General features: G+C 66.3%; 23 protein-coding genes. 11 read left to right on the forward strand and 12 right to left on the reverse strand.

Annotated elements, in window-relative coordinates; all coding sequences use genetic code 11:
• Nucleotides 1-68: 68 nt before the first annotated feature.
• From relA to NJF35_RS21870, 5 genes are all read right to left on the reverse strand, one after another.
• A complete protein-coding gene (gene relA / locus NJF35_RS21850) occupies nucleotides 69-2,309 on the reverse strand; it encodes a GTP diphosphokinase (protein WP_225788316.1) in 2,241 nt (746 codons plus the stop codon).
• 98 nt (nucleotides 2,310-2,407) lie between these two features.
• Complete coding sequence (rlmD, locus tag NJF35_RS21855; RefSeq protein ID WP_225788317.1) at nucleotides 2,408-3,766, reverse strand: 23S rRNA (uracil(1939)-C(5))-methyltransferase RlmD; 1,359 nt, start codon at nucleotides 3,764-3,766, stop codon at nucleotides 2,408-2,410.
• A complete protein-coding gene (gene cysM, locus NJF35_RS21860) occupies nucleotides 3,766-4,665 on the reverse strand; it encodes a cysteine synthase CysM (RefSeq protein ID WP_225788318.1) in 900 nt (299 codons plus the stop codon). The genes rlmD and cysM overlap by 1 nt, the downstream gene beginning before the upstream one ends.
• Nucleotides 4,666-4,786: 121 nt before the next feature.
• Nucleotides 4,787-6,199, reverse strand: a complete 1,413-nt coding sequence (locus NJF35_RS21865; RefSeq protein WP_225788319.1) for a sensor histidine kinase — start codon at nucleotides 6,197-6,199, stop codon at nucleotides 4,787-4,789.
• Nucleotides 6,200-6,201: 2 nt separating this feature from the next.
• Nucleotides 6,202-6,927 carry a response regulator transcription factor gene (locus NJF35_RS21870; protein WP_253091474.1) on the reverse strand — a complete coding sequence of 242 codons (726 nt, stop codon included), beginning with the start codon at nucleotides 6,925-6,927 and terminating at the stop codon, nucleotides 6,202-6,204.
• A gap of 229 nt (nucleotides 6,928-7,156) precedes the next feature.
• On the opposite strand from NJF35_RS21870, the gene NJF35_RS21875 reads away from it, so the two are divergent.
• From NJF35_RS21875 to NJF35_RS21890, 4 genes are all read left to right on the forward strand, one after another.
• Nucleotides 7,157-9,913 (forward strand): response regulator, encoded by a 2,757-nt coding sequence (locus NJF35_RS21875; RefSeq protein WP_253091475.1) that lies wholly within the window; start codon nucleotides 7,157-7,159, stop codon nucleotides 9,911-9,913.
• Nucleotides 9,914-10,042: 129 nt separating this feature from the next.
• On the forward strand, nucleotides 10,043-11,032 hold the full coding sequence (locus NJF35_RS21880) for a 2-hydroxyacid dehydrogenase (protein WP_225788322.1): 990 nt from the start codon (nucleotides 10,043-10,045) through the stop codon (nucleotides 11,030-11,032).
• Nucleotides 11,033-11,063: 31 nt separating this feature from the next.
• Entirely contained in the window at nucleotides 11,064-11,501 is a 438-nt protein-coding gene (locus NJF35_RS21885; protein WP_253091476.1) for a hypothetical protein, read from the forward strand.
• Entirely contained in the window at nucleotides 11,498-11,902 is a 405-nt protein-coding gene (locus NJF35_RS21890) for an META domain-containing protein (RefSeq protein WP_225788324.1), read from the forward strand. Before NJF35_RS21885 ends, NJF35_RS21890 begins: the two co-directional genes overlap by 4 nt.
• Before the next feature lie 18 nt (nucleotides 11,903-11,920).
• On the opposite strand, the gene NJF35_RS21895 is transcribed toward NJF35_RS21890, so the two are convergent.
• Nucleotides 11,921-12,382 carry a TlpA disulfide reductase family protein gene (locus NJF35_RS21895; RefSeq protein ID WP_225788325.1) on the reverse strand — a complete coding sequence of 154 codons (462 nt, stop codon included), beginning with the start codon at nucleotides 12,380-12,382 and terminating at the stop codon, nucleotides 11,921-11,923.
• Nucleotides 12,383-12,468: 86 nt separating this feature from the next.
• Here NJF35_RS21895 and arsC point away from each other — a divergent pair, with 86 nt between their 5' ends.
• The 3 genes from arsC to NJF35_RS21910 are packed head-to-tail and all read left to right on the forward strand — an operon-like array spanning nucleotide 12,469 to nucleotide 13,824.
• Complete coding sequence (arsC, locus tag NJF35_RS21900) at nucleotides 12,469-12,822, forward strand: arsenate reductase (glutaredoxin) (protein ID WP_253081559.1); 354 nt, start codon at nucleotides 12,469-12,471, stop codon at nucleotides 12,820-12,822.
• A complete protein-coding gene (gene wrbA / locus NJF35_RS21905; RefSeq protein WP_253091477.1) occupies nucleotides 12,819-13,424 on the forward strand; it encodes an NAD(P)H:quinone oxidoreductase in 606 nt (201 codons plus the stop codon). Before arsC ends, wrbA begins: the two co-directional genes overlap by 4 nt.
• Nucleotides 13,417-13,824, forward strand: a complete 408-nt coding sequence (locus NJF35_RS21910; RefSeq protein WP_253091478.1) for a DUF2069 domain-containing protein — start codon at nucleotides 13,417-13,419, stop codon at nucleotides 13,822-13,824. Before wrbA ends, NJF35_RS21910 begins: the two co-directional genes overlap by 8 nt.
• A gap of 39 nt (nucleotides 13,825-13,863) precedes the next feature.
• Here NJF35_RS21910 and NJF35_RS21915 read toward each other — a convergent pair whose 3' ends face one another.
• Both NJF35_RS21915 and ttcA read right to left on the reverse strand, forming a co-directional pair.
• Nucleotides 13,864-14,535 (reverse strand): DNA-3-methyladenine glycosylase I, encoded by a 672-nt coding sequence (locus NJF35_RS21915; RefSeq protein ID WP_225788329.1) that lies wholly within the window; start codon nucleotides 14,533-14,535, stop codon nucleotides 13,864-13,866.
• Nucleotides 14,536-14,538: 3 nt separating this feature from the next.
• The gene (gene ttcA, locus NJF35_RS21920; protein WP_225788330.1) at nucleotides 14,539-15,363 is read right to left on the reverse strand and encodes a tRNA 2-thiocytidine(32) synthetase TtcA; all 825 of its coding nucleotides are present in this window, start codon (nucleotides 15,361-15,363) and stop codon (nucleotides 14,539-14,541) included.
• A gap of 253 nt (nucleotides 15,364-15,616) precedes the next feature.
• On the opposite strand from ttcA, the gene NJF35_RS21925 reads away from it, so the two are divergent.
• Nucleotides 15,617-16,216 carry a Yip1 family protein gene (locus NJF35_RS21925; RefSeq protein ID WP_225788331.1) on the forward strand — a complete coding sequence of 200 codons (600 nt, stop codon included), beginning with the start codon at nucleotides 15,617-15,619 and terminating at the stop codon, nucleotides 16,214-16,216.
• A 126-nt stretch (nucleotides 16,217-16,342) separates the two neighbouring features.
• Entirely contained in the window at nucleotides 16,343-16,837 is a 495-nt protein-coding gene (locus tag NJF35_RS21930) for a SprT family zinc-dependent metalloprotease (RefSeq protein ID WP_225788332.1), read from the forward strand.
• Between the two features lie 239 nt (nucleotides 16,838-17,076).
• Here NJF35_RS21930 and NJF35_RS21935 read toward each other — a convergent pair whose 3' ends face one another.
• The 4 genes from NJF35_RS21935 to NJF35_RS21950 form a co-directional block, all read right to left on the reverse strand.
• Nucleotides 17,077-18,399, reverse strand: a complete 1,323-nt coding sequence (locus NJF35_RS21935; RefSeq protein WP_225788333.1) for a dicarboxylate/amino acid:cation symporter — start codon at nucleotides 18,397-18,399, stop codon at nucleotides 17,077-17,079.
• A gap of 393 nt (nucleotides 18,400-18,792) precedes the next feature.
• Complete coding sequence (locus NJF35_RS21940) at nucleotides 18,793-20,139, reverse strand: ATP-binding protein (RefSeq protein ID WP_225788334.1); 1,347 nt, start codon at nucleotides 20,137-20,139, stop codon at nucleotides 18,793-18,795.
• Nucleotides 20,136-20,813 carry a response regulator gene (locus NJF35_RS21945; protein ID WP_225788335.1) on the reverse strand — a complete coding sequence of 226 codons (678 nt, stop codon included), beginning with the start codon at nucleotides 20,811-20,813 and terminating at the stop codon, nucleotides 20,136-20,138. The genes NJF35_RS21940 and NJF35_RS21945 overlap by 4 nt, the downstream gene beginning before the upstream one ends.
• 131 nt (nucleotides 20,814-20,944) lie before the next feature.
• Complete coding sequence (locus NJF35_RS21950) at nucleotides 20,945-21,547, reverse strand: outer membrane protein (RefSeq protein ID WP_225788336.1); 603 nt, start codon at nucleotides 21,545-21,547, stop codon at nucleotides 20,945-20,947.
• Between the two features lie 129 nt (nucleotides 21,548-21,676).
• Here NJF35_RS21950 and NJF35_RS21955 point away from each other — a divergent pair, with 129 nt between their 5' ends.
• Together NJF35_RS21955 and NJF35_RS21960 are read left to right on the forward strand one after the other, a co-directional pair.
• Nucleotides 21,677-22,468 carry a dienelactone hydrolase family protein gene (locus NJF35_RS21955; protein ID WP_225788337.1) on the forward strand — a complete coding sequence of 264 codons (792 nt, stop codon included), beginning with the start codon at nucleotides 21,677-21,679 and terminating at the stop codon, nucleotides 22,466-22,468.
• A 112-nt stretch (nucleotides 22,469-22,580) separates the two neighbouring features.
• Nucleotides 22,581-23,282, forward strand: a complete 702-nt coding sequence (locus NJF35_RS21960; RefSeq protein ID WP_225788338.1) for a 4'-phosphopantetheinyl transferase — start codon at nucleotides 22,581-22,583, stop codon at nucleotides 23,280-23,282.
• The last annotated feature ends 1 nt before the right edge of the window (nucleotide 23,283 follow it).

Raw genomic sequence — 23,283 nt, forward strand, 5'->3', positions numbered from 1 at the left:
GCCATGCCCGGTGCCCGTGGGAGCCGGCGTGCCGGCGATGGGCCGCACAGCGGCCCCATTGCAGTGTTTCAAGGGGTACGATTACGCCGCGTCTCGATGATGTTCGGCAACTGCGAGATCCTGCCCAGCAGGCGCCCCAGGGCGTTCAGGCCAGGAATCTCGATGGTCAGCGACATCAGCGCGGTGTTGTCGTCCTTGTTCGAGCGGGTATTGACCGCCAGCACGTTGATCTTCTCGTTGAGCAGCACCTGCGACACGTCGCGCAGCAGGCCCGGGCGGTCGTAGGCGCGGATGACGATGTCGACCGGGTAGGTCTGCACCGGCACCGGGCCCCAGTTGACCTGGATCATCCGCTCCGGCTCCTTGCCGGCCAGTTGCAGCACCGAGGCGCAGTCCTGGCGGTGGATGGTCACGCCGCGGCCCTGGGTGATGTAGCCGACGATGGCATCGCCCGGCAGCGGCTGGCAGCAGCCGGCCATCTGCGTGAGCAGGTTGCCGACCCCCTGGATCTGGATGTCGCCACGCTTGCCGGACTTGGCGCTGCTGGCCTTGCGCGGGACCAGCTCGATCTGCTCGTTGCGCTCCGGCTCGAGCAGTTGCTGGGCGGCGTTGACCATGTGCGCCAGGCGCAGGTCGCCGGCACCGAGGGCGGCGAACATGTCCTCGGCGGTCTTGACGTTGGCCTTTTCCGCCAGGCGCTCGAAGTCCACCTGGGGCAGGCCCAGGCGGCTCAGCTCGCGCTCGAGCAGGGTCTTGCCGGCGGCGACGTTCTGGTCGCGCGCCTGCAGCTTGAACCAGTGGACGATCTTGGCCCGCGCCCGCGAAGTGGTGACGTAGCCCAGGTTGGAGTTCAGCCAGTCGCGGCTGGGGCTGCCGTGCTTGCTGGTGATGATCTCCACCTGCTCGCCGGTCTGCAGGCTGTAGTTGAGCGGCACGATGCGCCCGTTGATCTTGGCGCCGCGGCAGTTGTGGCCGATCTCGGTGTGCACGCGGTAGGCGAAGTCCAGCGGAGTGGCACCCTTGGGCAGGTCGATGGCATGGCCGTCGGGGGTGAACACATAGACCCGGTCCGGCTCGATGTCGACGCGCAGTTGCTCGGCCAGGCCGCCGATGTCGCCCAGCTCCTCGTGCCACTCCAGCACCTGGCGCAGCCAGGAAATCTTCTCTTCATAGTGGTTGGAGCTGGACTTGACGTCGGTGCCCTTGTAGCGCCAGTGGGCGCAGACGCCCAGCTCGGCTTCCTCGTGCATGCCGTGGGTGCGGATCTGCACCTCCAGCACCTTGCCCTCTGGGCCGATCACCGCCGTGTGCAGGGAGCGGTAGCCGTTCTCCTTGGGGTTGGCGATGTAGTCGTCGAACTCCTTGGGAATGTGCCGCCACAGGGTATGCACGATACCCAGCGCGGTATAGCAGTCGCGGATTTCCGGGACCAGCACGCGCACGGCGCGCACGTCGTAGATCTGGCTGAACTCCAGGCCCTTGCGCTGCATCTTGCGCCAGATGGAATAGATATGCTTCGCCCGGCCACTGATGTCGGCCTTGACCCCGGTGGCCAGCAGTTCGTTCTGCAACTGGTTCATCACGTCGCTGATGAAACGCTCGCGGTCCAGCCGGCGCTCGTGCAGGAGCTTGGCGATCTGCTTGTACTGGTCGGGCTCGAGGTAGCGGAAGGACAGGTCCTCCAGCTCCCACTTGATATGACCGATGCCCAGGCGGTGCGCCAGTGGCGCATAGATGTCGAACACCTCGCGCGCCACGCGCAGGCGTTTCTCGTCGTCGGCGGCCTTGACCGCACGAATGGCGCAGGTACGCTCGGCCAGCTTGATCAGCGCCACGCGCACGTCATCGACCATGGCCACGAGCATCTTGCGCAGGTTCTCGACCTGCGCTTGGGAGCCGAGCACCAGCGACTGGCGCGGGCTGAGGCTGGCGCTGATGGCAGCCATGCGCAACACGCCGTCGATCAGCTTGGACACCACCGGACCAAAGCGCTGCCCGACCTCGGCCAGGGTCACCTTGCCCTCGCGCACCGAGCGGTAGACCACCGCCGCCACCAGGGAGTCCTGGTCGAGCTTGAGGTCGGCAAGGATTTCGGCGATCTCCAGCCCCGCCTGGAAGCTGGAAGTGCCATCGGCCCAGGAATGCTTGGCCGGGTTGCCCTTTTTCTCCACCTCATGGGCGAATTCGCAGGCCTCCTTGAGCGCCTCGCGATCCAGCGCCGAATCGACGCTCACCACATGATCCAGCCATGCTTCGAGATTGATACTGCCGTCGGTATTGACCGGCTGGTGCACTCTCACCTGTACCATCTTTTTTCTACCTTTCCATACAGCGCACCACGCGGGTGCGCTGGCAATCACCGTGCAGCCCCCCATTCCCTGGGAACCGCACCAAGGGGCCAGCCTGGCTAGCCCGCTTCGAATAACGCCATGGCCTCGACATGCGCCGTCTGAGGAAACATGTCGAGAATCCCGGCCCTTGTTAACCGGTACCCTTGGCCGACCAGCACCTGGGCGTCTCGCGCCAGCGTGGCCGGGTTGCATGACACATAGACCAGCCGCCTGGCCTTGAGGCGGGCGATGCCTTGCACCACCTCGAAGGCACCGTCGCGCGGTGGATCCAAGAGTACCGCAGAAAAGCCTTCGGCGGCCCATCCGGCGCCCGCCAAAGGCTGCGATAAATCGGCCTGAAAAAACCGTGCGTTATGCACGTCGTTGTCCCGGGCATTGGCCGCCGCCCGGTCCACCATGGCCTGCACACCCTCCACCGCCACCACCTCGCGGGCCTGGCGGGCCAGCGGCAGGGCGAAGTTGCCCAGGCCGCAGAACAAGTCCAGCACCCGCTCCTCGGCGTGCGGCGCCAGCCAGGCCAACGCCTGCTCGATCATCGCCGTGTTGACCTGGGCGTTGACCTGGACGAAGTCGCCTGGCCGCCAGGCCAGCTCCAGCCCCCAGGGCTCGAGGGCAAACCCCAGCGTCTGCCCGGGCTCGACCGGTGCCGGCTCGCCCTCGCCCTGCAGCCATAGCTGGGCACCGGCCTGCTTGCAGAAGGCCTGCAGGCGCGCCAGATCGTCCGCCGGCAGCGGCGCCACATGACGCACCAGCACCGCCTCAGCGGTACCACTGAACAATTCGACGTGGCCCAGCGCCTGGGGCTTGCCCAGGCTGCGCAGCACGGTCGGCAGGTGGCGCAGGATCGACTGCAAGGGTTGTACCAGCACCGCGCACTCGTCGATGGCGACGATGTCCTGGCTGGCCTCGGCACGGAACCCCACCGCCAGTTGGCGGGCCTTCGCGTCCCAGCGCACGGCGACCCGCGCCCGCCGCCGGTAGCCGAACTCCGGCCCGCTCAAGGGAGCCGCCCACGCCTCGGGCTGCACGCCGGCGACCCGTTGCAGTTGCTCGGCCAGCAGGCGCTGCTTGAGCGCCAGTTGGCCTTCATGGGGCAGGTGCTGCAGGTTGCAGCCTCCGCAGCGCGCATAGTGGCGGCACGGCGCTTCGCGGCGCTCGGGGCTGGCCTGCAGGACCCGCTCCAGGCGTGCCTCGACCACCTTGCCGCGGGCACCGAGCACCCGCGCCTCGACCGCCTCGCCCGCCAGGGCACCGCTGACGAACCAGGTGCGCCCGTCATGGAAGGCGATGCCACGGCCATCGCCGGCCAGGCGCTCGATCTGCAGGTGCTGCTTCTTGCCCACCGGCACCTGGGCCGCACGGTTGCCGCCGGCCGGCTGGAAGCGCAGGCCGCCGCTGCTTTTCTTCCTGGACATCAGTTCGCGTCGAACAGGCCGGTGGACAGGTAACGGTCGCCGCGATCGCAGATGATCGCCACCATCACCGCGTTCTCGACCTCCCGGGACAGGCGCAGCATGGCCGCGACCGCACCACCGGAAGACACGCCACAGAAAATGCCCTCTTCGCGGGCAAGGCGGCGGGTGGTCTGCTCGGCTTCCTCCTGGGACATGTCGACCACACGGTCGACCCGGCTGGCGTCGAAGATCTTCGGCAGGTATTCCTCGGGCCAGCGGCGGATGCCGGGGATGGCCGAGCCTTCCATCGGCTGCAGGCCGACGATCTGCACCGCTGGGTTCTGCTCCTTGAGGTACTGGGAGCAGCCCATGATGGTGCCGGTGGTGCCCATGGAGCTGATGAAGTGGGTGATGCTGCCCTGGGTCTGCTGCCAGATCTCCGGACCTGTGCTGGTGTAGTGGGCGATCGGGTTGTCGCCGTTGGCGAACTGGTCGAGAACCAGGCCCCGACCCTCGGCCTGCAGCTTCTCGGCCAGGTCGCGGGCACCTTCCATGCCCTCCTCCTTGCTGACCAGGATCAGCTCGGCGCCATAGGCGGTCATCGCCGCCTTGCGTTCGGCGGTGGAGTTGTCCGGCATGATCAGGATCATCTTGTAGCCCTTGATCGCCGCTGCCATGGCCAAGGCGATACCGGTGTTGCCGGAGGTGGCCTCGATCAGGGTGTCGCCGGGCTTGATCTGGCCACGCAGTTCGGCGCGGGCGATCATCGACAGCGCAGGGCGGTCCTTGACCGACCCGGCGGGATTGTTGCCTTCGAGCTTGAGCAGGAGGGTATTGCTGGTTTCACCGGCAATGCGCTGCAGGCGAACCAGGGGCGTATTGCCGACGCAATCGGCGATGGTTGGGTACTGCAAGGTCATGGGCGTATTTCACAATCCGGACGGCAGGGGCGCCTATCATACCGGCAAACCTTTCCCGGCCATATCACGCAATCTGTGGTCGCTATAACTACAAGCTATAAAGCACGTGCGAACCGGCCATCTAGACGCCCACCACAGGCGCCTGGTTCAGCGCGGCACCTGTCGGGCTGGGCTTGTCCCACGAGGGGGCCTGCACATGCACCGGCAGGCGCATGTACAGGCGCAGGCCCTGCTTGCCGTTTTCTGCCCAGAGCGTGCCGCCCTGGCGCTGGATGGCACTGCGGGCGATGCTCAGGCCGAGGCCGAAACCACCATCGCCGGGGCGGGAGCCGTCCAGGCGCGAGAACGGCGCGAAGATCCGTTCCAGGTCCTGCTCGGCCACCCCGCCGCCCTGGTCTTCCAGCCAGATCCGCCAATGGTTGCCCTCGCGCTGCCCGCCCAGGCGCACCACACCCTGCGCGGGCGAATGACGGATGGCGTTGCGAAGCATGTTCTCCAGGGCTTGGGCGAGGAGGTTGAGGTTGCCTTGCACCCAGCAGTCGGCGGGCACCTCGCAGCGCAGCCGGGCCGGCGACCAGCCGCTCTCGTAGCAGGCGTCCTCGGCGAGCATGTCCCACAGCGCCTGGAACTGGATCGGCTCGAGGTTCATCGGCGCGCGCTCGGCATCCTGCCAGGCCAGTTGCAGGGTGTCCTCGACCAGTTGCTGCATGCAGTCCACCTCGCGGGTCAGGCGTTCGCGCAGGCGTTGCAGGTCGGTCTCGCCGTCGCAGGCCACGCGCAGGCGGCTGAGGGGGGTGCGCATCTCGTGGGACAGGTCGCGCAACAACTGTTGCTGCAGGGCCACGGTGCCCTGCAGGCGCTCGGCCATCTGGTCGAAGGCACGGGCCAGTTCGCCCAGCTCGTCATGCCGGCCGATGGTTCGCGCGTCCAGGCGCGCCGACAACTGGTCGGCGCGCCAGGCATTGGCCTGCTCGCGCAACTGGTTCAGCGGCACGATCAGCATCCGGTACAGGCCGACGCACAGCAGCAGGGTGAACAGCCCCGGGATCACGCCGTTGGTGAGGACCTGCCAGAACAGCCGGTACTGGCCAGGGTTGAAACGCTCCGGCAGCTCGATCACCAGCATGCCCTGCTCCGGTGCATCGGGGAACGGCAGGCGCAGCCAGGGCTGGCCGATGCTGCGCCGGCTCATGGGCCAGTCGACGCCCCGCAGGCGGGTCAGGTGCTGGATGTGTTCGGGGGTCAGCGTGGCGCTGCCCAGCGGCTGCAGCTCGGCATCGAACACCCCGACCCAGCCGGACTCGCGCTGGCGCATGTCGGCCAGCCAGCGATCGACCCCGGCCCGGCCGCCTTCGCGCCAGGCCCGCTCGGCCTCCACCGCATAGCCGCGCAAGTGCTGCCGGGCCGACTCGGCCAGGAAGGCGTTCTGGGTTTCCATGTGCCGGCCCCAGGTGTAGCTCAGGCCGATCATCAGCAGGCAGAACCCCACCAGCAGGATCGCCAGCTTCCAGAACAACGAATGACGGTCGAGCACGCTCAGTCCACCTCGCCGGCACTGAGGACATAGCCCTTGCCCCAGACCGTGCGCAACTGCCGCTCCTGGTAGCCGATCACCTTGAGCTTGCGGCGGATCTGGCTGACATGCATGTCGAGGCTGCGGTCGTGGCGGGAATAGCCGCGCTGCAGCACCTGCTGGTAGAGAAAGGGTTTGCTCAGCACTTCGTCCTGGCTGCGGTTGAGGGTGTCCAGCAAGCGGTATTCACTGGGTGTAAGCCCCGCCCATCGGCCATCCAGGCACACGTCGCAGGCGTCCTCGTCGAAGCGCAGCTGCCCAGGCGCCGACTCACGCGATGGCTGGTGGCGTCGCTCGAGGGCCACGCGTCGCAGGATCGCTTCGATGCGCACCTGCAGTTCGGTCATGCTGAAGGGCTTGGGCAAGTAGTCGTCGGCACCGCGCTGAAAACCCGTGATGCGATCGGCCTCCGCGCCCAGCGCCGACATCAGGATCACCGGCGTGCTGCTGCGCCGGCGCAACTGGGCCAGGGCATCGAGGCCATTGAGGCCATTGAGGCCGGGCAGCAGGATATCCAGCAGGACCACGTCGAATGCCTGGCGACCGGCGGTTTCCAGACCCTCCAGGCCGTTGCGGCACCAGGTCACCTGGAAGCCGCCACGTTGCAGTTCCTCGCGCAGGTAGGCGCCGAGCACGGGGTCGTCCTCGATGGCGAGAATGCTGGATGTTTGAATAGCTACGGGATTCATTGGCTTCTGACATTGATTCTCAATTGCGCAATTATTGAGCAAGCTGTCTTGCCAACGCAACCGGCTCGCGACCGGTTGCGCTTTTATGCTGGCGGTGCAGCCCCTGTCTTCCCGGCAAGGACCGTATGAAACAGATACAAATGAGTGCATTGGCCTGGCAGCCGGGGTAACGTTCCGCCTGGGTCCGTCCGTACACCGACGGCATGCAAGCACATGACAGGAGACGAGTGTGCTAGATCGCTTGGGAATCAGAAGCCGGGTCCTGTTGCTGGCCCTGCTGCCGGCCAGCCTGATGGCGCTGGTGCTGGGCAGCTATTTCACCTGGTTGCAACAGAACGAATTGCGTACCCAGTTGCTCCAGCGCGGCAAGATGATCGCCGAGCAACTGGCACCGCTGGCCGCCCCGGCCCTCGCCAAGCAGACCCAGGACCAGCTCGGGCGCATCGCCGCCCAGGCCCTGGAACAGGCCGACGTGCGCGCCGTGGCGTTCCTGCGCCCCGACCGTACCGACCTGGCCCATGCCGGCCCGAGCATGCTCAACCCACCGCCCAGCGGTGGCACCGGCACCCAGTTGCTGCACCGCACTGGCAACGATGCCACCCGCTACCTGATGCCGGTATTCGGCCATCACCGCGACCTGGCCACCCATGCGGTCCCCGCCGAGGCCGAGCGCCTGCTCGGCTGGGTCGAGATCGAGCTGTCCCATGACGGCACCCTGCTGCGCGCCTACCGCAACCTGTTCACCAGCCTGCTGCTGATCCTCGCCTGCCTGGCCCTCACCGCCCTGCTCGCCCTGCGCATGAGCCGCACGATCAACGACCCGATCGCACGCATCAAGCATGCGGTCAACCAGCTCAAGGACGGCAACCTGGAAGAACGCCTGCCAACCATGGGCAGCCACGAGCTGGACGAGCTGGCCGCGGGCATCAACCGCATGGCCCAGACCCTGCACAACGCCCACGAGGAGCTGCAGCACAGCATCGACCAGGCCACCGAGGACGTGCGCCAGAACCTGGAAACCATCGAGATCCAGAACATCGAGCTGGACATGGCGCGCAAGGAGGCCCTGGAGGCCAGCCGGATCAAGTCCGAGTTCCTGGCCAACATGAGCCACGAGATCCGCACCCCGCTCAACGGTATCCTCGGCTTCACCCACCTGTTGCAAAAGAGCGAGCTGACGCCACGCCAGCTCGACTACCTGGGCACCATCGAGAAATCCGCCGACAACCTGCTGGGGATCATCAACGAGATCCTCGACTTCTCCAAGATCGAGGCCGGCAAGCTGGTGCTCGACAGCATCCCTTTCAACCTGCGCGACCTGATCCAGGACACCTTGACCATCCTCGCCCCGGCCGCCCACGCCAAGCAGCTGGAGCTGCTCAGCCTGGTCTATCGCGACACGCCGCTGTCGCTGGTCGGCGACCCGCTACGGCTCAAGCAGATCCTCACCAACCTGGTGAGCAACGCCATCAAGTTCACCCGCGAAGGCACCATCGTCGTGCGCGCCATGCTCGAGGACGAGCAGGAAGACAGCGTGCAACTGCGCATCAGTGTCCAGGACACCGGCATCGGCCTCTCGCCCCAGGATGTGCGCACCTTGTTCCAGGCCTTCAGCCAGGCCGACAACTCGCTGTCGCGCCAGCCCGGCGGCACTGGCCTGGGCCTGGTGATTTCCAAGCGCCTGATCGAGCAGATGGGTGGCGAGATCGGCGTCGACAGCACCCCTGGCGAGGGCTCGCAGTTCTGGATCAGCCTTAGCCTGCCCAAGGCCCATGACGATCCCCAGGAAGCGCCGTTGCAGGCGCTGCTCGGCCGCCGCGTCGCGATCGTCGATGGCCATGAGCTGGCCCGCCAGGCCCTGGAGCACCAGTTGGAGGACTGCGGCCTGAGCGTCAGCCTGTTCGCTTCCTTCGAGCAACTGCTGCAGGGCGTGCAAGCGGCCAGCCAGGCCGGCCAGCCGTTCGAGTTCGCCGTGCTCGGCGCCAACCTGGGTAACCTCTCGCCCGAGCAGCTCGGCCGCTACCACCCGCAACTGGAGCGTTTCGGCTGCCGGTGCGTGGTGCTGTGCCCGACCACCGAGCAGGCGCTCTACCACCCCTACCTGCCCAATGCCCACGGCCAGTTGCTGTCCAAGCCGACCTGCACGCGCAAGCTGCGCCGCCTGCTGCTGGAACTGCTGCAGCCGCGCCGGCTGGCCAGCGAGCCGCGTGGCGCCGCCGGCCAGCGGGTGCCGAAGATCCTGTGCGTCGACGACAACCCGGCCAACCTGCTGCTGGTGCAGACCCTGCTCGAAGGCCTGGGCGCCGAGGTGCTGGCGCTCGACAACGGCTATGCGGCGGTCCAGGCGGTACAGGACGAACCCTTCGACCTGGTGCTGATGGACGTGCAGATGCCCGGCATGGACGGCCGTGCCTGCACCGAGCAGATCCGCCAGTGGGAAAGCAGCCAGAGCGGCCCGGCATTGCCCATCGTCGCGCTGACGGCCCATGCCATGGCCAACGAGAAGCGTGCCCTGCTGCACAGTGGCATGGACGACTACCTGACCAAGCCGATCAGCGAGCGCCAACTGGCCCAGGTGGTGATGAAATGGACCGGCTTCAGCCTGGCTGCGCCGCAAGCGGAACGCAGCCCTGAGCGCCTGCCTGACAGCAGCGAGCTGAAGGTGCTCGACCCCGAGGAGGGCCTGCGCCTGGCTGCCGGTAAACCGGACCTGGCCGCCGACATGCTGGCCATGCTGCTGGCGTCGCTGGAGAGCGATCGCGAAGCCATCCGTGCCGCCCGCGAAGCCGGTGATCGCACGGCGATGATCGAGCGGGTGCATCGCCTCAACGGTGCCTCGCGCTATTGCGGTGTACCGCAGCTGCGCGCGGCCTGCCAACGCAGCGAGACCCTGCTCAAGCAGGACAGCCCCCAGGTGCAGCAGGCCCTGGACGAGCTGGACAGGGCCATCACCCGGTTGGCTGCACAGGCGCGCTTGAGCGCCTGACTGCGCCATTGAGGCCGCTTCGCAGCCTGTTCGCGACACAAGGCAATCCATCCATTTGCCCGCCCCAGATCAACACCTGCCCCGGCAGGCTGGCTAGACTGCCGACACCACCAACAAGGAAGAGCCGCCATGCGCATCCTGTTGTTCAGCAGTCAGCACTACGACCAGGAAAGCTTCCTCCGGGCAGCCACCGACAGCGGCCTGGAGCTGCATTTCCAGGCCGCGCGCCTGACCCTCGACACCGCCGCCCTGGCCGCCGGCTTCGAGGTGGTCTGCGCCTTCATCAACGACGAACTGGATGCACCGGTCCTCGAGCGCCTGGCCGCCGGCGGCACCCGCCTGGTCGCCCTGCGCTCGGCCGGCTACAACCATGTCGACCTGGCTGCCGCCCAGCGCCTGGATCTGGCGGTGGTGCGAGTACCGGCCTATTCGCCACATGCCGTGGCCGAACATGCCGTGGCCTTGATCCTGGCCCTCAATCGCCGCCTGCACCGGGCCTACAACCGCACCCGCGAAGGCGACTTCACCCTGCACGGGCTGACTGGCTTCGACCTGCACGGCAAGACCGTCGGGGTGATCGGCACCGGCCAGATCGGCGCAGCCTTCGCCCGCATCATGGCGGGCTTCGGCTGCCGGCTGCTGGCCTACGACCCCCACCCCAACCCCGAGCTATTGGCCCTCGGGGCGCGTTACCTGGCGTTGCCCGAGCTGCTGCGCGAGGCGAAGATCATCAGCCTGCACTGCCCGCTGACCGAGCAGACCCGCCACCTGATCAACGCCCAAAGCCTGTCCTGGCTGCAGCCCGGCGCCATGCTGATCAACACCGGGCGGGGCGCGCTGGTCGACACCCCGGCACTGATCGACGCGCTCAAGAGCGGCCAGTTGGGCTACCTGGGGCTGGATGTCTATGAAGAGGAGGCCCAACTGTTCTTCGAAGACCGTTCCGACCTGCCGCTGCAGGATGACGTGCTGGCGCGGCTGCTGACCTTCCCCAACGTGATCGTCACCGCACACCAGGCATTCCTCACCCGCGAGGCGCTGGACGCGATCGCCGCGACCACGCTCGACAATGTCGTCCGCTGGGCGGCGGGCGATCCGCGCAACACCGTGGAAGGTTAATGCTAGGATACGCGGCAATTCTGGAGGACCCATGGTCGAACACGATTTCCGCTACACCCTATTCAACCCGCAACACACCCTGATCGAGTGCCGCGCGCTGGCGCCGGGCCGCTACCAGGTGACCGGCAACGGTGGCTCGATCCAGAAAGACGATGCCCTGTTGGTCACCCTCAAGGGCAGCAAGGGCCTGTCCATGCGCCTGGCCGTGGAAAGCGTACGCCACCTGATCACCCCCCCTGGCCAATGGGTCGCCGTGGCCAGTGGCCCGGTGTTCAACGAGCTGGAGATCCTCAACTGGCAGGTCAAGTGCGACAGCTGCGATGCCGTGCTGGACTTCGAGTTCGCCGTGGATGCCAAGCTCGGCAACAAGGCCCGTCAGCCGGCGGCCAGTGCACGTATCGCCGAGCTGGGCTGGGCCAGCCGTGGCGAGCAGCACCTGTGCCCGCAATGCCAGGAGAGCGCCCGGTGAAACACCTGTTGACCGCCGCGCTGCTGGCCTGCGGCCTGCTCGGCTGCGCCGCCGAGCCCTCGAAGCTGCAGCAGGAGCACAGCTACGTGCTGGAATGGATCGGCGAGCGCCCGCTGATCGACTACAGCCGCCTGACCCTGACCCTCGCCAGCGATGGCCGTGCCTACGGCAATGCCGGCTGCAACCATTGGTTCGCGTCCTACACGCTGGAGGGCGAACGCCTGAGCTTCGGCAAGGTGGGCAAGACCCGCAAGCTCTGCGCGCCGGCGCTGATGGACCAGGAGCGACGCTTCCTGGAAGCCTTGGAGACGGTGCAACGCTGGGATGTCTCGCCGATCGAACAGGTACGCTTCTGGCCTGCCGAGGGCAAGCCTCTGCGTTTCTGGCCTGAGGAAGGGTGACGGCTTGCAGCTTGCCGCTTACCCCCTAAGCGCCTTGATCTTCGCCTGCAGCCCTTCGAGCGTCTGCTCGCCCATCAGTTGCTCACGCACCTTGCCCTTGTCGTCGATGATGTAGGTCACCGGCAGCGCCTCGCTGCGTGGCAGGTCGTAGCGCTCGGCCGGGTCCTGGGCCAGCACGGTGAAGGCGATGCCCAGCGTCTCGGCGGCCTGCTTGAGGTCCTGGCCCTGCAGGCCATCGAAGTTCACCCCGACCACCTTGATGCCCTGGCCTTCCCACTGCCGGGCCGCGGCGTTGAGTTCGGGAATCTCGGTACGGCACGGGCCGCACCACTCGGCCCAATAGTTGAGCACCAGCCACTGTCCGTCGAGCTGCTCGGCCTTTACCGTGTTGCCGTGCTGGTCCACGCCGTAGTCTGCACCGCAACCGCCGAGCAACAGGCTCGCGGTGATGGCCAGTACAGCTGCCAAACGCCTTGCCATGGGTCAATCCTTCTCGAAGTTTTAAAGCCTATGCGTCAGTCGCTGCGGTTAGAATAGCCGCCACACCCCGTTGGATGCGACCCGTCATGACCGACCTGACCCTGTATCATAACCCGCGCTGCTCGAAATCCCGCGGCGCCCTGGAACTGCTCGAAGCGCGCGGCCTGGCCCCGACCATCGTGCGCTACCTGGAAACCCCGCCGGACGCCACCACCCTCGAAGCCCTGCTCGGCAAGCTGGGCATCGCCCCACGCCAGCTGCTGCGCACCGGCGAGGACGAGTACAAGGCCCTCGGCCTGGCCAACCCGGAACTGACCGATGCGCAACTGATCGAGGCCATGGTCCAGCACCCGAAACTGATCGAGCGGCCGATCCTGGTCGCCGGCGACAAGGCGGTGGTCGGTCGTCCTCCGGAGAAGGTACTGGAGATCCTGCCGTGAGCGATCCGTACATCCTGGTCCTGTACTACAGCCGCCACGGCTCGACCAGCGAGATGGCCCGGCACATCGCCCGTGGTGTCGAGATGACCGGCCTGGAAGCGCGCCTGCGCACCGTGCCGGCGATCTCCACCGAGTGCGAGGCGGTGGCGCCGGACATTCCCGCCAGCGGTGCGCTCTACGCCACCCTCGACGACCTGCGCCACTGCGCAGGCCTGGCCCTGGGCAGCCCGACCCGCTTCGGCAACATGGCGGCGCCGCTCAAATACTTCCTCGATGGCACCAGCAGCCTGTGGCTGGGTGGCGAACTGGTCGGCAAGCCGGCTGGCGTGTTCACCTCCACCGCCAGCCTGCATGGCGGCCAGGAAACCACCCTGCTGTCGATGATGCTGCCGCTGATCCACCACGGCATGCTGGTGATGGGCCTGCCATACAGCGAATCGGCGCTGCTCGAGACCCGTGGTGGTGGTACGCCCTATGGGCCCAGCCACCATGCCGGTGCCGATGGCAAGCGCGAACTGGACAACCACGAGATCGCCCTGTGCCGTGCGCTCGGCCAACGCCTGGGGAATACCGCCAAGGCCCTGGAGAGCCAGCGTGGCTAAGAAGCCCCTGCCCCCAGTGGCCTGGCTGGAGCCTCGCCTGCGCCTGGCGCGGGCACTGGGGCTGGCGTTCTTTCTCGGCTTGATCGCCCTGCTGGTGGTGAACAACCTGTTCTTCGCCAACCTGCATGGGGCACGGGTCGAGGTGATCCTGGCCATCGAACTGGTGCCCCTGCTCCTGCTGCTGCCGGGCATGCTGCTGGGCAGTGCCCGGGCGCACGCCTGGACCTGCTTCGTGGTGAACATTTATTTCATCAAGGGCGTGCTGGCGGCGTTCGACCCGGCGCGGGCGGTGTTCGGCTGGATCGAGGTGCTGGTGAGCCTGGGGTTGTTCGTCAGCGGGCTTCTTTATGTGCGCTGGAAGTTCCAGCATGAGCGGAGGCTGGCTGGGGAAGGGTGTTGAACCCTTCGCGGGCGTGCCCGCGAAGGGGGCGCCGCAGGCTCAATGGTTGACGGTATGCGCCAGCATCACCGACAGCTGGCACAGCGGCCGCCCGCTCTCCTCGTGCCACTGGTTGAACGCCTGCTGCACCAGCGCCAGGTCGCGCTGGCTGGTGGGCTGCTTGTCGATCACGCCCTGGGCGATCAAGGCGGCGCTCATGTCATCGGTGGGGATGAAGGTGTCCTTGCCGACCATGCGCAGGAAGCGTGGCGCCGACAACCCGCCCAACTGGTTGCCATGCTTGGCCAGGAACTTCCACAACCCGACGATATCGGTCACCGGCCAGTCGGCGATGAACGCGCCGAAGCTGCCGTGCGCCTTCTGCACGTCGAGGATCATCTGCGCGTTGCGCGGCACGCTCTTGAGCTTGCCCAAATGGCGGATGATGCGCTCGTCCTGCATCAACCGCTCCAGGTGCTCGGCGCCCATCAGCACCACCTTGTGCGGGTCGAAGCCGAAGAACACCTGCTCGAACGCTGGCCACTTGGCGTCCACCAGGCTGTGCTTGAGCCCGGCGCGGAACACCCGCAGGGCCAAGGTCGACAGGTAGCGATCGTCGCTGATGTCGCGTAACTGGGCCGGCGTCCTGGGCTGCGGCAGGAAGGCCTCCAGGGCCGCCGCCGAGCCGAAGCGGTTCAGGCAGTATTCATGCAGCCACCGATAGTCGCGCATGGGTCAGATATTCAGCACGTCGAGAAAGCGCGGCGTGGCGCTCTCGTCGATCTTCAGGCCGGCGAAGTCGAACAGGTTGCGGTCGGCCAGTTGCGACGGCGCCACGTTCTGCAGGGCCCGGAAGATGTTCTCGGTACGCCCCGGGTGCTTGCGCTCCCACTCCAGCAGCATCTCCTTGACCACCTGGCGCTGCAGGTTCTCCTGGGAACCGCACAGGTTGCAGGGGATGATCGGGAACTGCTTCATGTCCGAGTAGGCCTGGATGTCCTTCTCGCTGCAGTAGGCCAGCGGGCGGATCACCACGTTGCGGCCGTCGTCGGCACGCAGCTTGGGCGGCATGCCCTTGAGCGAGCCGTTGAAGAACATGTTGAGGAAGAAGGTCTCGACGATATCGTCGCGGTGATGCCCCAGGGCCATCTTGGTCGCGCCGATCTCGTCGGCGAAGGTGTACAGGGTGCCACGGCGCAGGCGCGAGCACAGCGAGCAGGTGGTCTTGCCCTCGGGAATCAGCTCCTTGACCACCGAGTAGGTGTCTTTCTCGACGATGTGGTACTCGATGCCCAGGGTCTTGAGGTAGGCCGGCAGCACCTCTTCGGGGAAGCCCGGCTGCTTCTGGTCCATGTTCACCGCGACGATCTCGAAGCGGATCGGCGCCACCTTCTGCAGGTGCAACAGAACATCGAGCATGGTGTAGCTGTCCTTGCCGCCGGACAGGCAGACCATGACCTTGTCGCCATCCTCGATCATGTTGTAGTCGGTGATGGCTTCGCCGGCGAGACGCCGCAGGCGTTTTTGCAGTTTGTTCTGGTTGACCGAGAGGGTGCCCATAGCGCTTGGATCCGCGAGGTGTGACAAAAGCCGGCTATTTTACGCACAAACCGAGCGTTGGCGTAGGCCATTCCGATAAAGAATCAAGAGCCCGCCTGACAGCGCAATTTGCTCTAAAAAGCCGGTTTTATGCGGGTAACGGCTTCCTATACTGCGACATAAGGCCACAAGACCGCTTGCATCGGTGTCCTGGCCTCGGGCCACAAGCGCTCCACTTGGGGGGCGTTTGGCAACGACGATAGGAGTGACCGGCATGATCCATCACGTTCTGGGGCTGTTTACCCATCCTGATCAGGAGTGGCGGGAGATTCGTGGCGAGGAAGAAAGCATCAGCCACATGTACCTGACCCACACGTTGATATTGGCGGCGATCCCGGCGGTATCGGCGTTCATCGGCACGACCCAGGTCGGCTGGGTCATCGGCGACAGGCCGGCGGTGATGCTGACCATGGAAAGTGCGCTATGGATGAGCATCATGTCCTACCTGGCGATGCTCGCCGGCGTCGCGGTGATGGGCGCCTTCATCCACTGGATGGCGCGCACCTACGATGCCAACCCTTCCATGGCGCAATGCATCGCCTTCGCCACCTATACCGCCACCCCGCTGTTCATCGGTGGTCTGGCGGCGCTCTACCCGCACCTGTGGCTAGGCATGCTGGTGGGCACGGCGGCGATCTGCTACACGGTCTACCTGCTGTATGTCGGCCTGCCGACCTTCATGAACATCCCCACCGACGAGGGCTTCCTGTTCTCCAGTTCGGTGCTGGCGGTAGGCCTGGTGGTGCTGGTGGCGATCATGGCCGCCACCGTGATCATCTGGGGCCTGGGCGTGGGGCCTGTCTATACCAACTAGATCGATTCCAACACTGGGGCATCACCAGGGGCCGCCGCAAGGCGGCCTCTGGCCGTGCGCAGACCGATGGCTCGGCAGGCGCCTGGCGCTTGCGGCATAATGCCCGGCCAGGAGAACCCGCCTGCCATGCCCGAACTGCTCAGACAACGCGTCGAAACCTGCTACCAGCAAGCCGAAGCCTTCTTCAAACGCCCCTTCCCGCGCCCGGAAGTCAGCTTCAAGCTGCGCGGCCAGAAGGCCGGCGTCGCCCACCTGCACGAGAACCTGCTGCGCTTCAACCTGCAGCTGTATCGCGAGAACCAGGAAGACTTCCTGCGCCAGACCGTGGCCCATGAGGTCGCCCACCTGGTGGCGCACCAGCTGTTCGGCGACAGCATCCAGCCCCATGGCGAGGAATGGCAGTTGATCATGCGCGGGGTGTACGAGTTGCCGCCGCATCGCTGCCACAACTATGCCGTGGAGCGGCGCACGACGATGCGCTACATCTATCGCTGCCCATGCCCGGAGAGCGACTTTCCGTTCACCGCGCAGCGGCACAAGCTGGTGCGCCAGGGGCGGCGCTACCTGTGCCGGCGGTGTCGGCAGATATTGGTGTACAGCGGGGAGACTCGCCTCGAGTAGCCGGCGAGCGGGCTTGCCTCAATGGCGGTTCTTGCTGCCATTCGGGGCCGCTTCGCGCCCCATCGCCGGCAAGCCGGCTCCCACACGGTCCTGAGCAAGCCACATCATTTACGGTCGACTCGAACCCAGTGGGAAGCCGGCTTGCCGGCGATGGGCTGCAAGGCAGCCCCAAAAATGACAGAACGCCGCTTAACTGACAGGCATTGCCCCAAGGGTCGCCTGTTCCATTCAAGCAAGGATCAGCGGGCCGGACCTTCGGCCACGCCCAGGTCGTCGACCGGACGAGGGTCGACCAGCGGCGAACCGCCAGACGCCAGCTCGGCCTGCAACTGGTCGGTATCCAGCTCGTTGACCCACTTGGCCACGACCACGGTGGCGACGGCGTTACCGATCAGGTTGGTCAGGGCACGGGCCTCGGACATGAAGCGGTCGATACCCAGGATCAGCGCCAGGCCGGCAACCGGCAGGTGGCCGACGGCCGACAGGGTGGCGGCCAGGACGATGAAGCCCGAACCGGTGACCCCCGCCGCCCCCTTGGAGGCGATCAGCAGCACCAGCAGCAGGGTGATCTGGTGGGTGATGTCCATGGTGGTGTCGGTGGCCTGGGCGATGAACACCGCGGCCATGGTCAGGTAGATCGAGGTGCCGTCCAGGTTGAACGAATAGCCGGTGGGGATCACCAGGCCGACCACGGACTTCTTCGCGCCCAGGCGTTCCATCTTGGCCAGCATGCGCGGCAGGGCCGACTCCGAGGAGGAGGTGCCCAGGACGATCATCAGCTCTTCACGGATGTAGCGGATCAGCTTCAGCACGCTGAAACCGTGGGCACGGCAGATGGAGCCCAGGACCACCAGGATGAACAGCAGGCAGGTGAGGTAGAAGCAGATCATCAGGTAGCTCAGCTGCACCAGCGAGCCGACGCCGTACTGGCCGATGGTGAAGGCCATGGCGCCGAAGGCACCGATCGGGGCCAGCTTCATGATCATGTTGATGATGTTGAACATGACGTGGGCGAAGCGGTCGATCAGGTCGAGCACCGGCTTGCCGTAGCTACCCAGGCGGTGCAGGGCGAAGCCGAACAGCACGGAGAACATCAGCACCTGCAGGATGTCGCCATTGGCGAAGGCACCCACCACGGTGTTGGGGATGATGTTGAGCAGGAAGCCGACGGTGCTCTGCTGCGCGCCGGCGGCGGCATAGGCGGCGACGCTGCTGGCGTTCAGGGTGCTGACGTCGACGTGCATGCCGGCGCCCGGCTTGACCACGTTGACGACCACCAGACCGATGATCAGGGCGATGGTGGAGACGATCTCGAAGTACAGCAGCGCGTAGCCGCCGGTCTTGCCGACCGACTTCATGCTCTGCATGCCAGCGATGCCGCTGACCACGGTGCAGAAGATGATCGGGGCGATGACCATCTTGATCAGTTTGACGAATCCGTCACCCAGGGGTTTGAGAGCGACGCCGGTTTCCGGGGCGTAGTGGCCGAGCAGGATACCGATGGTGATGGCGACCAACACCTGGATATACAGGGATTTGTACAGCGGCTGACGTGTCGTCATGGCTAATTTTCCTCAAGTGTGCCGGCTCCACCCTTCCCAGGGTGTCGGGGCACCTAAAGCGCGAACCCTCCTGCACCTGGAGGGATTTGTCGTTGTGTTCGAGCTGCCTGGGCAGGTCTGCAGGGTCGATAGCAAGGGCGGTGCCAAAATGCCCAGCATGGGTGCAGGCCCCGTGTTTTCGGGGCTTTGCTGCCCAATGACAGGGCAGTCGCGCAGGAGGAGGTTGGCGGATTTCCGCCCGCCGGCGGGAATCGAACAGGCAGGGTTGGCGGGAATCCGCCCGGTTGGCGGTGGGCTTTACCGCGTCATTCGCGCACTTGCAGTGTTGGGTTTGGAGAATGCTGGGGCCGCTTCGCAGCCCCAATGCGGACGGGTATTGGGCCGAGCCTACGCTCAATCGAGATGGAAGACGATGCGAAAGGCCGCCCCGCCCAGTGGGGAATCGTCCAGGCTCAGCTCGGCGTCGTAGCTGTCGATGATGTCCTTGACCACCGCCAGGCCGATGCCCTGCCCCGGGTGCTGGCGATCGAGGCGCTCGCCACGCTGGAGGATGCGTTCACGCTGGTCGGGTGGCACACCAGGGCCGTCGTCCTCGATGCACAGCACCAACCGCCCCGGTGGTGTCTCCAGGCCCACGCGCACCCGGCCGAGGCTCAGGCGGTAGGCGTTCTCCAGCAGGTTGCCGAGCAACTCCAGCAAGGCCCCCTGCTCCATCGGCACCCACGCCTGCTGCGCAATGTCGAGCTCGACGCTCACGCGCTTGTCGCGGTAGACCTTGTCCAGCGTGCTGCACAAGGTCTCGAGCAGCGGCCGCAGGATCACCCGGTGGCGCACCAGCCCACTCTTGCGCAGGCTGGCGCGCTGCAACTGGTAGTCGATCTGCTGGCTCATGCGCTCGATCTGGCTTTGCAGCACCCGCGCCTGCTCGCGCTCGCCGCTGCCCTGGCCCATGCTCTCGCCTACGCCCTGCAACACGGCCAGCGGGGTTTTCAGGCTGTGCGCCAGGTCATCCAGGGAGTCACGATAGCGCTGGCGCTGCTCGCGCTCGCTGTGCAACAGGCGGTTGAGCGAACCGGTCAGGCGCAGCAGTTCGCGCGGGTGTTCGCGGCTCAGGCCATCGCGCACGCCCGCCTCCACCTCGTCCAGCTCCACGCTCAGTTGCCGCAGCGAACGCAGGCCCCAGGTCAGCCCGGCCCAGAGCAACACCATCAGCGCCAGCAACGCCGCGCCGAAGCCCAGGTAGAGCTTCTCGCGCAGGCCGTCGAGGGTGTGCTGGTACTCGCGCACCGGCTGCAGGGCGACGATGCTGAAGGCCGCGCTCTTGCCACCGAGCAACTGGACCTCGACGTCATAGACGAAGAACTCCTCGCCGTCGTCCTGGCGGATGCGAGCGAACTCGTTGCCACGCCCGTCGTAGCGTGGGCGGTAGTTGATGTTCTGGTCGGACGTGGCCCGCGAGCGCCAGACCAGCCGGCCCTCGCGGTCGAAGATGTAGCCCAGGAGGCCGGTATAGGGCAGGTTGTAGCGTTCGTCCGGCAACAGCGTCGGCATGTGCAAGCGACCATGCTCGATGCGCGCCGCCGAGATCAGGGTGGTCACGTCCGAGGCCAGGCGTTGCTCGATCGACTCCTGCAGGGCCAGGCTGAAGGCCTTCTGCAAGGCCGGCAACAGCGCCAGCATGAACAGCAGGGCCAGCAGCGCGGCGGCCAGCATCAGCCGCAGGCGCAGGGAACGGATCATCGGCAGCGCTCGGTGAACAGGTAGCCCAGGCCGCGCACCGTGTCGATCGGCTTGAAGCCACGGTCGCCCTCCAGCTTGCGGCGCAGGCGGCCGACCAGCACTTCGATGACGTTGGGGTCGCGCTCCTCGTCGTCTGGATAGAGCTGCTCCATCAGGCGCTCCTTGGCCACCACCTGCTGGTGATGGCGCATGAGGTACTCGAGGATGCGGTATTCGTAGGCGGTCAGCGCCAGCGGCTGGTCGTCCAGGGTCGCCTGCTTGCGGTTGAGATCCAGCACCAGTGGGCCGGCGGCGATGGTCGGCTGGGTGAAGCCGCTGGAACGGCGCAACAGGGCATTGAGGCGGGCTTCCAGCTCCTCGAACTGGAAGGGCTTGACCACGTAGTCGTCGGCACCGGCGGCCAGGCCTTCGACCTTGTCCTGCCAGTTGCCACGTGCAGTGAGGATCAGGATGGGAAAGCTCTTGCCCTGGCTGCGCAGCTGGCGGATCAGGTCCAGCCCGCTCATGCCCGGCAGGCCCAGGTCGACTACCGCCAGGTCGTGGTGGTACTGATCGGCCTGGTAAAGCGCTTCTTCGGCCTCGGCGACCGCCTGGACCACATGCCCGCTCTCGCTCAGGCGCGTGTACAGGTGATGGCGCAGCAGCGCCTCGTCCTCGACCACCAGCAATTTCATGCCACTCTCCTTAAATTACGACGCCGGCGTCGCTGCCTGAAGCCTTCCGTATCGCGGCTTCGTCATCCTGGGACGCGAAGCGGCCCCAAATGACCAAGCACCGTGGGGCCGCTACAGCATACCAGCGCGGGTCAGAACCGGTAGTTGGCCGACAGGTAGGTCTGGGCGCTGCTGGTCAGGCGCAGGGTGCCGACCTTCGGACCGCCGTGCTCCACCAGCTCGGTGCTGGCATTGCTACGCAGGTAACGATAACCCAGCTCCACCGAGGCGTTGTCGGTGACCTGCTGCAACACACCGGCCTGCAGGCCCACGGCATAGCCCATGTCGGTGTCGCGGCTATAGCCGGAAGACTCCTGGGACAGCTTGGTCACGCCCAGGCTGCCACCGCCGAACAGCTGGGTGGTGTCGCCCACCGGCAGGAACACATCGTAGCTGCCGAGCAGGTTCTCCTGGCGCAGCTTGAGGCCGCTGTGCTCGCCCGAGACGTTGTCGTAGGTCAGGTAATAGCGGCCCTGGTCGTTCACCTTGCCCAGGCGCACGCCCCAGGTGTCGTCCTTGCCGATGATGCCGTCGCTGTTCAGGTGGCCGGCGTTGCGTTGCAGCAGGCCGGACTTGCGTACCTTGTCGCTGGTCTGGCCGTAGGTCAGGCTGGCGAAGGTGTCATCGGCAGCCTGGGCGGTGAGGCTGGCGGCGCAAACGGCCATGGCGACCATCAGGGTGTTGAGTGTTTTCATGGGTTGGCTACTCCAGTTGGATGCGTTGTCTGTGTCTGGGGGCTAGAGTAGGGAAGGTGCCCTGAACCGCCGCTGAACCCTGGCTGAACCCTGGCTGAACGAATCACACCCTGTGAAGGAGTACCGACCATGCGTTCCTTGCTTGCCCTGGCCCTGATGTGCGCCACCGCCCTCGCCCAGGCGGCGGTGCAGACCCGTGAAATCCCCTACCAGGATGCCGACGGCCAGCGCCTGGTGGGCTATTACGCCTACGACGACGCCGTCGAAGGCAAGCGCCCCGGCGTCGTCGTGGTGCATGAATGGTGGGGGCTGAACGACTATGCCAAGCGCCGTGCCCGGGACCTTGCCGCCCTTGGCTACAGCGCCCTGGCCATCGACATGTACGGCGATGGCAAGAACACCGAGCATCCCGAGAATGCCCAGGCCTTCATGGCCGCTGCGATGAAGGATCCCAAGGCCGCGACCCGGCGCTTCGATGCCGGCCTCGAGTTGCTCAAGCTGCAGCCCTATACCGACGAGGCCAAGCTGGCCGCCATCGGCTACTGCTTCGGCGGCAAGGTGGTGCTCGACGCTGCCCGCCGTGGCGTGCCGCTGGCCGGGGTGGTGAGCTTCCATGGCGCGCTGGCCACCCAGGCCCCGGCCGCGCCTGGCAGTGTCAAGGCCAGGATCCTGGTGGAGCATGGCGCGGCCGACAGCATGATCACCGAGCAGCAGGTGAAGGCGTTCAAGAAGGAGATGGACGCCGCCGGGGCGAGCTTCGAGTTCGTCAGCATCCCCGGGGCCAAGCATGGCTTCACCAACCCGGATGCCGACCGGCTAAGCCATGGGGAACATGGCGGGCCGGACATTGCCTACAACAAGGCGGCGGACGAGAGCTCCTGGGCGGACATGCAGGCGTTTTTCAAAAAACTGTTCGACTGACGAGGCATTGGGGCCGGTGCGCGGCCCATCGTCGGCTTGTCGGCGGTGGGCTGCAAGGCTCCCTGGTAGATCAAGCTCCCATGCCGCTTGATCGGCTGGCACAATAGCCTGCATGAACACACTCCCGTCCTGCTGCACCCCCCTCCAGCACCACTGGCCCCTGCCCCGCCCGGTCCCCGGCGCGGTATTGGTCAGTTGCACCTTCGACCCCAGCCACCTGGCCGCCGACGACTTCCAGCGCGCCGGTATCGAGCAGAGCGCCAGCCTGCAACGCTCGGTGGCCAAGCGCCAGGCCGAGTACCTGGCCGGCCGGGTCTGCGCCCGCGCCGCACTGCAACGCCTGGACGGGCGCGACTACGTGCCGGGCACCCACGAGGACCGCTCGCCGATCTGGCCGGCCGGCATCCATGGCTCGATCACCCACGGCAAGGGCTGGGCCGCCGCGGTGGTGGCCGCCGAGGGCGCTTGCCAAGGCCTGGGCCTGGACCAGGAGAGCCTGCTGGACGACGAGCGCGCCGAGCGCCTGGCCGGCGAGATCCTCACGCCGGCAGAGCTCCAGCGCCTGGATCGCGCGCAGGTCGGCCTGGCCGTGACCCTGACCTTCTCGCTCAAGGAAAGCCTGTTCAAGACGCTCTACCCGCTGACCCGGCAGCGCTTCTATTTCGAGCACGCCGAACTGCTGGAGTGGTCCACCGACGGCTTCGCCCGCCTGCGCCTGCTCACCGACCTGTCCCCCCAATGGCACAACGGCCGAGAACTGGAAGGCCAGTTCCGCGTCGCCGATGGCCACTTGCTCAGCCTGGTCAGCGTCTGAC

It is taken from the genome of Pseudomonas guariconensis, from assembly GCF_024127895.1.
Lineage (GTDB): Bacteria > Pseudomonadota > Gammaproteobacteria > Pseudomonadales > Pseudomonadaceae > Aquipseudomonas > Aquipseudomonas guariconensis_B.